General features: G+C 64.8%; 12 protein-coding genes. 5 read left to right on the top strand and 7 right to left on the bottom strand.

The features are described 5' to 3' along the window. Positions 1-393 precede the first annotated feature (393 nt). From B0293_RS07755 to B0293_RS07735, 4 genes are all read left to right on the top strand, one after another. A complete protein-coding gene (locus B0293_RS07755) occupies positions 394-774 on the top strand; it encodes an excisionase family DNA-binding protein (RefSeq protein WP_157376411.1) in 381 nt (126 codons plus the stop codon). Between the two features lie 594 nt (positions 775-1,368). Further along, complete coding sequence (locus B0293_RS07745; RefSeq protein ID WP_005150280.1) at positions 1,369-2,361, top strand: helix-turn-helix transcriptional regulator; 993 nt, start codon at positions 1,369-1,371, stop codon at positions 2,359-2,361. 74 nt (positions 2,362-2,435) lie between these two features. Then, positions 2,436-2,642, top strand: coding sequence for a hypothetical protein (locus B0293_RS07740; RefSeq protein ID WP_005150282.1), 207 nt, complete (start codon positions 2,436-2,438; stop codon positions 2,640-2,642). A gap of 78 nt (positions 2,643-2,720) precedes the next feature. Further along, complete coding sequence (locus B0293_RS07735) at positions 2,721-3,104, top strand: hypothetical protein (protein WP_143254522.1); 384 nt, start codon at positions 2,721-2,723, stop codon at positions 3,102-3,104. 48 nt (positions 3,105-3,152) lie between these two features. Here the strand turns inward: B0293_RS07735 and B0293_RS07730 are convergent, their stop codons facing one another. Together B0293_RS07730 and B0293_RS44850 are read right to left on the bottom strand one after the other, a co-directional pair. Further along, positions 3,153-3,338 (bottom strand): hypothetical protein, encoded by a 186-nt coding sequence (locus tag B0293_RS07730; RefSeq protein ID WP_039915139.1) that lies wholly within the window; start codon positions 3,336-3,338, stop codon positions 3,153-3,155. Between the two features lie 4 nt (positions 3,339-3,342). Continuing rightward, positions 3,343-3,714 (bottom strand): DUF6907 domain-containing protein, encoded by a 372-nt coding sequence (locus tag B0293_RS44850; protein ID WP_407640097.1) that lies wholly within the window; start codon positions 3,712-3,714, stop codon positions 3,343-3,345. Between the two features lie 158 nt (positions 3,715-3,872). Between B0293_RS44850 and B0293_RS07720 the strand changes: the two genes are divergently transcribed. Next, positions 3,873-4,070: a hypothetical protein gene (locus B0293_RS07720; protein ID WP_143254520.1), complete on the top strand. Its 198-nt coding sequence runs from the start codon at positions 3,873-3,875 to the stop codon at positions 4,068-4,070. Between the two features lie 449 nt (positions 4,071-4,519). On the opposite strand, the gene B0293_RS43895 is transcribed toward B0293_RS07720, so the two are convergent. The 5 genes from B0293_RS43895 to B0293_RS07690 all read right to left on the bottom strand — a co-directional run bounded on the left by B0293_RS43895 (position 4,520) and on the right by B0293_RS07690 (position 10,704). Further along, positions 4,520-8,521 (bottom strand): transglycosylase SLT domain-containing protein, encoded by a 4,002-nt coding sequence (locus B0293_RS43895; protein ID WP_005150287.1) that lies wholly within the window; start codon positions 8,519-8,521, stop codon positions 4,520-4,522. 309 nt (positions 8,522-8,830) lie between these two features. Then, complete coding sequence (locus B0293_RS07710; RefSeq protein ID WP_005150288.1) at positions 8,831-9,205, bottom strand: M50 family metallopeptidase; 375 nt, start codon at positions 9,203-9,205, stop codon at positions 8,831-8,833. Next, positions 9,202-9,534, bottom strand: coding sequence for a hypothetical protein (locus B0293_RS07705; protein ID WP_039915146.1), 333 nt, complete (start codon positions 9,532-9,534; stop codon positions 9,202-9,204). Before B0293_RS07705 ends, B0293_RS07710 begins: the two co-directional genes overlap by 4 nt. Then, positions 9,527-10,429 carry a hypothetical protein gene (locus B0293_RS42990; protein ID WP_143254519.1) on the bottom strand — a complete coding sequence of 301 codons (903 nt, stop codon included), beginning with the start codon at positions 10,427-10,429 and terminating at the stop codon, positions 9,527-9,529. Before B0293_RS42990 ends, B0293_RS07705 begins: the two co-directional genes overlap by 8 nt. Beyond that, the gene (locus tag B0293_RS07690) at positions 10,426-10,704 is read right to left on the bottom strand and encodes a hypothetical protein (protein WP_077241266.1); all 279 of its coding nucleotides are present in this window, start codon (positions 10,702-10,704) and stop codon (positions 10,426-10,428) included. The genes B0293_RS42990 and B0293_RS07690 overlap by 4 nt, the downstream gene beginning before the upstream one ends. Positions 10,705-10,783: the final 79 nt, after the last annotated feature.

The raw sequence follows: 10,783 nt of genomic DNA, 5'->3' as shown, positions 1-10,783 counted from the left end.
CCGCATCCAGAGGACTACTTGCGACAGGACTTGCTCAGAAGAGGCGGAACTGATTCCCATGATTCGCCTACCTGCGCCCCGAGCCCGAAACCCACCCTGACCTGCGGCGGAACCCTCACAGCAACTCACACCAGCACACACCCACTTTCGGTCTCGTGTGCCCCCCATGTGCCCCAGGGGTACCCACGAACCGGGTACCCCTGGAGGCGAGGACCGAGGGGTTTTCAGTCCGATCGGACAGTTTCGTGACGTCAACGAAAGGCCCCCTCCCCCCTCAGGGCAGAGGGGGTACGGGGTAGGCCGGAGAGAGACGACTTTAGGAGGGGTGGTGTGGGGTCACCGAGGTTGATCTTTCTCGCGGTCGCCCCCGCCCCCTGGGACATGCTCGCTGGCATGACCACCGACGAATCTCACGACCGTGTAGCAGCGGCCGGGCAGCAACTAGCCCTCGCCTACCTCAACCTCGCTACGGCGATCGTGCGCAGCGCGTTGCCATCGACAACGAGCGGAGGATCTGAACGTCTGACCTGGACTGTTCAGGAGGTCGCAGCATCTCTCGGTACAACCACCAGGCAGGTCTACAGCCTCATCCACAGTGGCAAGCTCGCACACATTCGCGCTGGCAAGCACTACCTCGTGCCAACGGCAGAGGTCACGAGGTTCGTCTCGGACGTCGTGGTGCGGGACAGTGATCCGCCAGATGTGAGCGTGTTCGGTGCCACTGATCGATCAACGAAGCATCATCGGAATCGGAGCCTTCGCGGCAGGTTTTGAGGAGGGCGGTACAGGAAGATCGCCAGCACTTTCGTGACGCCACGACACCGTCGCCCGCTAGGCGCTTTCGGCTGGGTCTTCTCGACGTGAGGACTGAGCCACCGTGACAGCCACACCGAGTACTCCCACACCCAAAATGAGCCACGACCACACCTGCCGGGCGCTCACCGCGTCGCCGCACCGCTCAGCGTCGGTCACCGGCATCACGCGTTCGTCTGCGTGCTCGAGACCGGAGGTGGTGCGATCAGGCTTCCGGTCCGTGTCGGAGCCTGCCGTGCGGGGGCTGAGCGCGGTACCGCACCCGAGGGGGAGCCCCGAGGCGGCGGTGGCGGACACGTCGGCAAGAAGGAGGCCGAAGCCGACGATAACCGCGGCAACGAAGAGGTAGAGCCGTGTCCGCATCGCGCTGCCTCTCCGTCGAGCCAAGGGGCTGCACACTTTGCAGACCCTTTGGTGGGTTGGCTGCTGTGTCGCGTTGATCAGTCGGCGCGTTACGGCACAGGTAGGCTTGATGGTGCACCTCTACGCGGAGGTACGCCCCCGGCTGATCACCGGGGGCAACGCGTGGAGGTCTACTCCGCGAATGAGGTAGCGATGGCCGAAACCTTCGGCGACGCGCTGCGCCGTCTCCGAGTGGCGCGCGGCCTGTCGCAAAGCAAGCTCGCGCAGCGTGTCCCTGTGCACACGTCGAACGTGTCGCGGTACGAGTCCGGCCAGCAGCATCCCGAGGAGAGCATCGCCGCCCGCCTTGACGAACTGCTTGGCGCCGGCGGCGCCCTTCTCGCGCGCTGGTCTCCACTCGATGTGGGCCCACTGGATGCCGACCAGCGCGACCGCATCGAGTACAGCCGCCGGTTCCCCGGACGGATCGATGAAGCGGCGATTTCAGCCCTGGCGGACAGCCTCGCTGCACAGCGCCGGCTTGACGACGTGCTCGGCCCGCTCCCGCTTCTGCCCGCGTCGATCGCGCAGTCGGAAATGGTGACCGGCCTCCTGAAGGAGGTCAACGGGCCGCTCCGGCTGCAGCTCGCGAGCGTGGCGTCCGAACACGTCCAGTTCGCCGGATGGTTGCACGCCGAGGCGCGCCACGATAGCGAGGCAATGCGGTTGCTCTGTGAGGCGGAAGAGCTCGCGGACGAGGCGGCAGATGGCGCGCTCGCGGCACAAGCCTTGAACTTCAAGGGCTATCTCGCCAGGCAGCAGGGCCGCCCGCGGGCGATGATCCGCGGGTTCCTATGCGCGTACCACACGCCGGGCGCGCACGTGTCGCAGCGGATCGGTGATGCGATTCAGGCCGCGCAGGGCTACGCGAAGATCGTGGAGCGGGACGAGGCATTGCGCCTGCTCGATACGGCCGACGGAATGATCGACGATGCCGGGCGCGACGAGCCGCCGGGTACGGCTTACTGGCTGACACCGACGTTTCACCGGCTGAACTCGGGCTTGGCACACCTGGCGCTTGGCGACAACGACGTCGCTGTCGACCACCTGCAAACCGGGCTCGGCAACCTACCGGAGGATCAGCGGGGCGCCGAGTGGACCAACGAGTACCGCAACGGGCTTGACCAGGCCAAAGCCGCCAGTTGAGCCGACCTGTGCGCAAACCTATGCGCACAGCGCAACGTCTTCACGTCTGATCGTGGCAGGCCGATGCTCGAACCATGGCCGTCGTCGCGCAGGAACGGAAACCACGGGTGGTGCGAACCTCCATTCCTCCGCACCTTGCCCACCGTCAGGCCAGCGACGAAGAGCAGGCCGGATGGACCAAGGAACAGCTCAAGGTCTACAGCTGCATGCACTGCAATACGGCGTACAAGCCGGGCAGCGGCGCCGCGTGGATCTGCGAGCACTGGCACGAGGGCCTGTGATGTTCCGGAACAGTGGTCCTGACGACGACCTCCTCTACCTTCCAGTCCCCCGTCCGTCACGCCGTTCACTGCCCCTCGGTGAACGGCACCCCCGAGCGGCGGGCGGGACCACAGGGCCGTTGCCTACGGGTGGCGGAGTGGGACGGCGAGATCCTCTTCAACCCCGATCAGGGTCTCGCCGTCCCCTCGATGTGGAGCCTGTTGATGCGTGACGTCGTCGCGTTCGATACCGACTTCGTGTCTTGGGCCGCGGCCTGGGCGCAGCTACCGACCAACGAACAGATCCCGTTCGCCGTCACCAGCCTCAGGGAGGCGCGGGAGCGGACGGGGCTGTCGATGCCGGAGCTTGTGGAGCAGGCTCAGCACCAGGTTAATGAGACGTGGCGGCGCCTTCAGGGGATCAACCTGACGGGGCGGCCCTCTTCGCGCCGCGGGCCCTTTCCCGCAGACGCGAAGGGGTAACCTCACTGGGGTCCTCCTGGGACCTCAGTACCTACTCGCGAACTGGACTCATGGCGCGTCGTCTACAGCAGCACGCAATGCCTCGTGCTCTGCATGCACCTTCTCCACCTCATGGCTCAGGACCAGTTGCAGGTAGGACACCAAGGGCACCCCCCACAGATCAGCCTGAGCTTGAGCCTTCGCGACGACGTCCTGTCGAACCGACAGCACCACATCAATGCGTTCATCTTCCATCTGGTCATCCTCTCGCGAGCTTCACGGCCTTGAGCAGCGCGCGGGCGATGCGCTCCGCTTCGTCCACGGTCATGTTCAGTGAACTGGGCCGCTCCTCCTTGAGGCCTCCCTCGGGTTCGAGCGAGATCGTAGGAGCCGCTTCCCGATACCCCTGCTCCAGGTTGACCAGGATTTCCAGCGGGTAGGCATCCCGACTCAGGTCCTCACCCATGTACGGCTCGGCGGAGTACAGGCTCATCGTCACACCCGCCTCCCAGTTGGACAGGTGAGTCCGCGCCTCCACTTCAGCGTCTTCGTGGTGAAGGCCGCAGCACCACTTTGGGCAGGGAGTGGACTGCCAGAAGGGTCGCTTGCTGGGTTTCGTACGCTTGCTCATGGGTCGGACCTCGGTTCCGATCAAGGCTCCCGGTTGGTGTTCGCTGCACCGCCGGGAGCCGTCCCCTACTTAGTTTTCGTACATACGGAAACTAGCAAGACGCGTCCACGTAAGACAAGGGTTTCCGTGCATACGTTAATTACGGTATGGTCTCGTGCATGAGCGACAAGCGGAAGCCCGGACGGCCCGCGACAGGCCAGACACCGGCCCGGAGCATCAAGATGCCCGATGAGCGGTGGAAGAACCTCGGCAAGGCTGCTGAGCGCGCCGGCTCTGATCGCTCCAAGGTGCTGAACGACTTCGCGGCCTGGTACACCGACGAGGAAGACGCAGAGCTCCCCGTGCGGCCAGAGTGACTACTCTCTGGTTCGTACCCACAATCTGCGTAGGAACCATTCACGGAACTTCTTCGTGACAGCACGAAAAAGGGTACCCAGATCGTGGGTACCCATTCGCCGATGCCCTCGGCACCAGTGAGGGCATCGCGTTCAAGTACAAATACCTACTTCAACGAACCGTTGCAACCGATCGGTTGAAGTGGAAATCTCCACCTCAACCACGCTGCGTGAGAGTCGAAATCTCGACTTCCATGACTGGCACACTCTGCCGATCGTGGGCCTGGGGGGCGTCGAGTCTACGGACCCTTCTTCCCTGCGCAGGGAAGAAGGGTCTCGCCGGAAGCGAAACCCTCAGCAGAGGGTACGGACACTAGCCGTACCCTTCTCCTGGGATCGCAGGAAATTGCAGGTCAGCCCGCTTACCGACGTCGGTAAGCGGGAGGGTGTCGCGGTTCGCGACCCCCTCGTCAGAGCGTTGGAAGCGTCTTCTCCATCTCCTTGAACGCCGCATCAATCTGCCCCACCAAAGCACCGTTCGCCAGCCGGAGAGTCCCCTCGATCGGCGCCCGCCGCGACTCGTACACGGCCAGTTTCAGCTCCGACTTCAGCTTGTCGATCGACTGCCCCACGCCGCGGACCGCGTCCAACAGACTGTCCTCCTGCGCCCCGGTGCGGACGTTCTCCGGGCGACCGGTGCCATTCCACACCGTCGACAAACCCGGAGGGAGCGGGCCTCCGTTGTCGTAGCCACCGGGCTTGTCCATGCCATAGATCACGCCACCAAGGAACCCGCCGTGGCTGCGTCCGTACTTGTTTCCCGCGTAGTTGATGCCCGCATAGATGCTCGCAAGCGGATCCATGATGCCACGATCACGGAACGGACCCGCATATGCCGCGAACGTCGGCGGAACCGTCTGCATGAGACCTTGAGACGGGATGCCGTTTTTGGCGTTGACGTCCCAGCCGTTGTACGCGTTCGGATTGCCGCCGGACTCCTGGTTCATTCGCCGCAGAACCTTGGGAAGAATCTCGGCGGGCAGGTTCAGCATCGTCAACACCTGCAGGACGAGATCCGTCCATCGTGCCACCCCACCACCAGGGGTGTAGTTGCTATTCGTGAAAGTCACTGGTGGCGGGACGTACTTCGGTAGCAGAGGGCCGTGATCGAGACCCATCACGATCTGGGCGTGAGTCATCGCCTGATACGTGGCCCCCATGTGTCCCAGTGCACCATTCGCCGCAGCGAGCCCGACCATGCCGCCAGCAGCGAATCGTGGAATCGTCGCGCCGTCCCAGCCCTTCGGGAACTGCTTGGTCCGCACAGCCTCCATGAACCCGATGCCGTAGTGATCCACTGCGTCCACCGGGTGGATGTATTCACGGTTCGATGCCCACAACGGGATCATGTCGTCGCGCGGACCGCCCGGACCGGAGATCTGGCCACCGTCGGCGAACATCCGAGGACGCCCCACCAGCTGAGGATTAGGGGCGCCCTTCTCAAGCGGGATCTTGTCCCACAGGTGCTGAGCATCGATATCCGCGACCGCAGTCATGCCGAACCGGAAGTCCTTCGGAATCTCTCCCAGCTTCTGAAGGAGCCCCTGGGCTTCTCCTGTGGTGATGCCGAATTTGTTCGCTGTCTCCTGAATCAGCCGGTTGTAGCCCTCGGCGGTGGGGCCTAGTTCCGTCTTGATCGCACCGGCCAGAGCGTAGAGCTGGGTCAAGTTCCGTTGTCCTGCAGCGGTGTTCAAGTCGAACGAACGGGACGCGTTGTCCTCGGCATCGCGTAGAGCTTCCTTCGCGCGCGTCAACTGCCCGGCTGAACGCTCCGACGCGTACTGGGCGTCCGTAACAGCCTGGTGGGCACGCTGCTCCCCATACGCCGCATCCGCCACAGCCTGGTGGGAACGCGTGAGGTTCCTGTTCGCTTGCTGCAAACCGTAGTTGGCGTCTGAGACTTGCTGCTGGGCCTTCTGCACGCCCTTCGCCGCGTTGGCGACCTGTTCGTGTGCGTCCCGGACTTGCCGCTGTGCCGCCACAACCCCGCGGGATCCCTCGACGCCGAGGCGGTCAGCCTCCGCCACCTGCTGCCGCAGCTTCACCCCCGAGTTCATGGTGTTGTTTAAGGTGTTCTGCGCGGACCGTAGGTCCAGGGCGGTCTTCACTTGGTCGATGTTCTCTGCCGTCACCGGGGTCGCGGCGATACTCGCCACGTTCTCGGTGGTGACCCCGAGACCGGCGGCTTTCTGCTGCGCCTCGAACAGGCGGACCCGAGCCGACTGCTCCGACACGGTCTGGTCCTCCATCTGGAGACGGAGTTCCTTGAGGTCCTGGATCGACTGCTGCCGGGCGTCGTGCAGCGACCGCTCCGCGTCCCTCGCTTGCTCCTGCGAGCGTGCGTACGCCTGCTGCGCGGAGGCAACACCTTCAACGGCGTCTTTCACCGCACGCTGGGCAGTCACAACACCACGCTGGGCGTCCGCGACGCCTTCCTCGGCCTGCTGGACAGCACGAGCCGCCTGAGCCGCCGAGTGGCGAGCATCAGCAATCGCTCGAATGGATTGGCTATACGAGTGAGCGGCGTCCGCAACGCTCTGCTGGGCCGAAACGACCTGCCGGTCCGCGGCGGTGAAGGTGTCCACGATGGTCTGGCCAGCCTTGGCACTGGCGAGAGCGTTCACCGCCGTCTTTTGCCGCAAGGAGTCGATCGACGCACCCGCCATGCCCGCACTCGATGCCACAGCAAGGAAAGCTGCCTTGACTTCCCCGTACGACAGGCCAAGCGTGCGGGCCGTTTCACTGGCCGCCATGTGCCCGGCAGACGAACTCACGATCTTGTTGGCGTTCTCCTCCGCCGCACGCGTGCTGTCCGCCGCCGCTCCCGCGTTCTTGCCCCACTCCCCGGCCAACGCCTCAAGCGCCATCTTCGCTTTCGTTGCGGCGTCCGCGTTCTGCCACAACTCCTCGCGGTTGTCCTTCGTGTTACTACCGAACTCCGCCGCCGGCGCCGCAATGGCCGCGAGCTTGGCCCTCAGCGAATCGTAGGCCGATCCGCCCTTGGTAACGATGGCGATCAGTTCCTCTTGGGACACACCGAACTGCTTCAGCTTGCCCGCGGCATCCTGGAACGTCGGCCCGCTCTTCACAAGGTCCGCGATGTGCTGATCCATCACACCGTGGTTCTTGATCAGCGCGTCCGTCAGCTGATCGGAATGCGCCTTCAACTCGGCCGTCTTCTGCGTCGTGTCAGCCTCGCTGTTCCCGAAACTGCTCAACAACAACGTTCCCGCGACAAGCGCGATCCCCAGCGGGCCTGCGATGGACTGCGCGGCCGCGCCGAACCCGACCGCGGCGGTAGCGGCGCTCGCTCCCGCTGCCCGGATGGCTGTCGCGGCACCCGACGCTGCCACCGACGTGCCCTGCATGGACGCCACCATCGTCGCGGACCTCGCCGAAGCCGTCTCCATCGCGACACCGAGGTTGACCGAACCGGCCGCCAACGCATTCACGCCGGCAGTCGCGAGGCCCGCAAGCTTGAAGGCTCCCCACGTCGCGAGAGCTGCAGCCCCCACAGTCCCCAGGATGGGCGCAATGGGACCGAGGACGTCCGTGATGGTCGTGATCACTGTCGCCGCGGCGTTGAGCGCGCTGGAGAACACAGGCAGGACACCCGAGGCGAGGCCGGTGATGGTCTCCCCCATGCCGCCGATCGCGGAATCGATTTTCGTGGCGTTGTCAGCCCACGCGGTGGCGACGTCGTTGATAATCGTGACGACAGTGCCGAGCACCGAGGACGTGACGTTCCCCAGAGACTGGACATAGGCGCCGTACGCCTGGGAGTGCTGCCCCACAGAGGCGACCGCTGACCCGACCGCGGTACCGAGAGCTCCCGCCGCGTTCGCGGCCCCTGAGAACACCGGCAGGCTGTTCTGCATCGCCAACGTGACACCAGGCATGGCGTTCGTCGCGAACTCCGTCACGCCGCGCGTCAGAGCGACGATCGCAGGCCCGGCCGCACTGAACCCCGTCTGCAACTGCGGACCCAGGCGCTCGAACGTCGCCCCGATCTGCCTGCCTGCACCCACGATCTGCGGAACCAGCTGGTTCGTGGCCGCGCGAGTCTCGCCCACGACGTTCTGCCACAACGTCGAGTAGGTCTGCTTGACCTGCTCATTCGACTTCTGCGCGAGAGCAGCGACCGTGACGAAGCTCGCGCCGATACCAGCCGTGATCGCCGCACCGGCCAAGGGTGAAGCGGCGACGATGCCCGCCGACATGAGCTGGAAGCGCGTCGTGAAAGAGTCGAGAGCCCGCACAGAGTCGTCCGTTCGGACATTCACGTCCGCGGTGACGGTCTGCCCGTCGATCCTGTTCAGCTTGTCCGCGAAGTGCTCCGCCGCGGCAGCGGCCTTCATGAACGTGGTCGACGCCTGATCCAGAGCGACGATGTTGAAACTCAGGTCAGCCATCGACCCCACCTGCCGTTACGTTGAGCGTGACGCATGCAGGTAGCACCCAGGCATATTTACGCAGGTCAGAGGCACCGTCACGCGTGACGCGATACCGAAATTCGTCACGGGGGGAAAAATGTAAGGAGGGGGGAGTCGGGTCCCCGGAGCTGATCTTTCTCGCGGATTGGGGTGCCCCCCGTGTGGATCTCCAGTGATCGGCTTCTGATCAACTCGTGATCGATTGTGGGGCCTTGGCGGGAAGTGTTGGCGTACGGCGTGGTCGCTGATGTGGTCGGCGGTGGCCATGTGCTGGTGCTCCCTCTTGGGTCAGGGGAAGGTGAGAGTGCGGTGTTCGGTAAGGCGGCTAGCGAGCCTGAACACTGCTGTCTTGTGCAGGGTGAGGAGCCGTTCGGCTAGCCGGTTGGCGGACCAGAGGGCTTCGAGGCCATGGTCTGCCTCGAAGCGGGCGAGGTCGTCGCATGCGAGATCGAGGTATGGGGTGGTGCCGAGAGTGCGCGCTGCCACGTCACCGGCAGCGGTGATGGCAGCGCGGTGGTCGTGGGGTGCTCTGCTGTAGTCCCAGGCGGTGTAGCCGGATCCGTCCTGTCCGACGTGGATGGTGTGCACGTGGTAGCCGAGGGCGCGGGCGACGACGGCGTGTCCGGCTTCGTGTTCCGCGCAGGCTCGTATGCGGTCGGTCATGGCATCCACCTGTCGGCTGCTTCTGGCCCGTACCAGTCGCGGAGTCGGGAGTGGACGTTCTCACGTGCGTTGACTTCGGCGTCGGCGCGGCGTCGGCGGAGTCGGTGGTCGGCGTCGAGTTCGCGCTGTCGTTCCTCGCGCCGGGAGAAGATGAACCCGTCGTCTTGGGTGTCGGGCTGCTGGAGTTCCCGACGCTGTACGCGGCTTGGTGGAGGCTGCGGGAGCGGGCCCGTGACGCCGGCGAGGTGGTCTTCGGCGACGCGCCTTGTGTAGGCGTGGTCTGGGCGGCTGATCCGCTCACACAGGGCCTGGAATTCTTCGTCACGCACAGCGTTCTCCCAACTGAATCGCGATGTCTGACCACAGTTCGTGGCGTGTCTGGCCGGTGGCTTTGGAGAGCCTGTGGAGGAGTTCGCCAAAGACTGCGGCGAATCCCGCTGCGGTGTCGTAGGGGTCGCGGCTGGCGATGTCGTCGATGATGAGCTTGCCGACGGCGTTGAGGTCCCCTGTGGACTCGTCGGGTTCGAGGATCCAGGTCCCGAGTTCGGTGGTGCTCTTGATCGCTTCGATGGTCTTGGGGCTGACGTCGTCGCTCACGGGGGTGAACTCCTTCAGGTAGTTGAGGCCGTCTGCGCGGAGCTCGACCCGGCCGGCTTGACGAAGGCGGTGGAGAGTCGTTCGTGCTGCTGATCCGCCCAGGCGTGTGGTGACGTCTCGTGTGGGGAGTCCCGGCTGACGTCGGAGAAGCTCGAGCACTGCTTCGGTGCGGCTGAGCCCGGAGAGGTTGAGTTCCGTGGGTTGGTCACGAGGTTCTCGTTGCCGATCCCGTTGCTGATCGCTTTCGCGATCAGCACGTTGTCCGTGCTGGCCGCGTTCAGCGCGGGCAGAGTCCCGGCAGGCATCTCGCACTGCGGCACGGCAGGCCGCCCACGCTGCCCGAAGTTTCGGGATGTGGCGGCTACCGAGTTCTGCGCCAAGGAGAACAGCGTGGACGTGTTCGAGTTCGGCGGTGGTGCAGTCACGGAGGGCTTTGGTCACTGCGTTGTCGGTGTGCCCGACTTCGGCGAACGCAGCAAACGCGGCCGTGATGGCGCGATTGCTGTCTCTGAAACCGACCGCTGTGTCCACGAGGGCTCCGCGGAACATCTGGTGCAGGTCGGGGCTAAGTACCGTGATAGCGGCAACGATGGCGTGATCGTGGGCGTTTTGCTCCGTGGTCGTCACAGTTCTGCCTCCACGAGGTCGGCGAGTACGCGCCACAGTGGGCGGTTGCTGCGGTCTGCGTTCTGGGCCAGGATCTTGTGCAGCTGGAACCTCGCCAACGGGTCGATTTCGCGGGCGATGGTCACGCAGGCATCGGGCGCGGAGAACCCTGTTCCTGCGGCCAGATCAGCCACGACGAGGAAGAACCCCGCGAGCGCGTATTCGGACTGGCCGAGCAGATTCTCGGCGAGCTCTGCGGCACCATCGCGGAGTGAGTGCCGGGACTCCGCACTCATCACTGCCACTGTGTCGTGGAGTGTTTCGACGGACCTCGTCATCTCGGCACCCCGCTTGCTGAGCGGGTCACGAGTGAAC

Source organism: Amycolatopsis azurea DSM 43854 (assembly GCF_001995215.1).
GTDB lineage: Bacteria > Actinomycetota > Actinomycetes > Mycobacteriales > Pseudonocardiaceae > Amycolatopsis > Amycolatopsis azurea.
Note: the sequence above shows the minus strand (reverse complement) of the source record. Positions and strands in the feature narration are given on the sequence as shown.

Coding starts and splice junctions, on each gene's coding strand:
- B0293_RS07755 (WP_157376411.1), top strand. CDS start 394: ATGACCACCGACGAATCTCACGACCGTGTAGCAGCGGCCGGGCAGCAA.
- B0293_RS07745 (WP_005150280.1), top strand. CDS start 1,369: ATGGCCGAAACCTTCGGCGACGCGCTGCGCCGTCTCCGAGTGGCGCGC.
- B0293_RS07740 (WP_005150282.1), top strand. CDS start 2,436: ATGGCCGTCGTCGCGCAGGAACGGAAACCACGGGTGGTGCGAACCTCC.
- B0293_RS07730 (WP_039915139.1), bottom strand. CDS start 3,338: ATGGAAGATGAACGCATTGATGTGGTGCTGTCGGTTCGACAGGACGTC.
- B0293_RS44850 (WP_407640097.1), bottom strand. CDS start 3,714: ATGAGCAAGCGTACGAAACCCAGCAAGCGACCCTTCTGGCAGTCCACT.
- B0293_RS07720 (WP_143254520.1), top strand. CDS start 3,873: ATGAGCGACAAGCGGAAGCCCGGACGGCCCGCGACAGGCCAGACACCG.
- B0293_RS43895 (WP_005150287.1), bottom strand. CDS start 8,521: ATGGCTGACCTGAGTTTCAACATCGTCGCTCTGGATCAGGCGTCGACC.
- B0293_RS07710 (WP_005150288.1), bottom strand. CDS start 9,205: ATGACCGACCGCATACGAGCCTGCGCGGAACACGAAGCCGGACACGCC.
- B0293_RS07690 (WP_077241266.1), bottom strand. CDS start 10,704: ATGAGTGCGGAGTCCCGGCACTCACTCCGCGATGGTGCCGCAGAGCTC.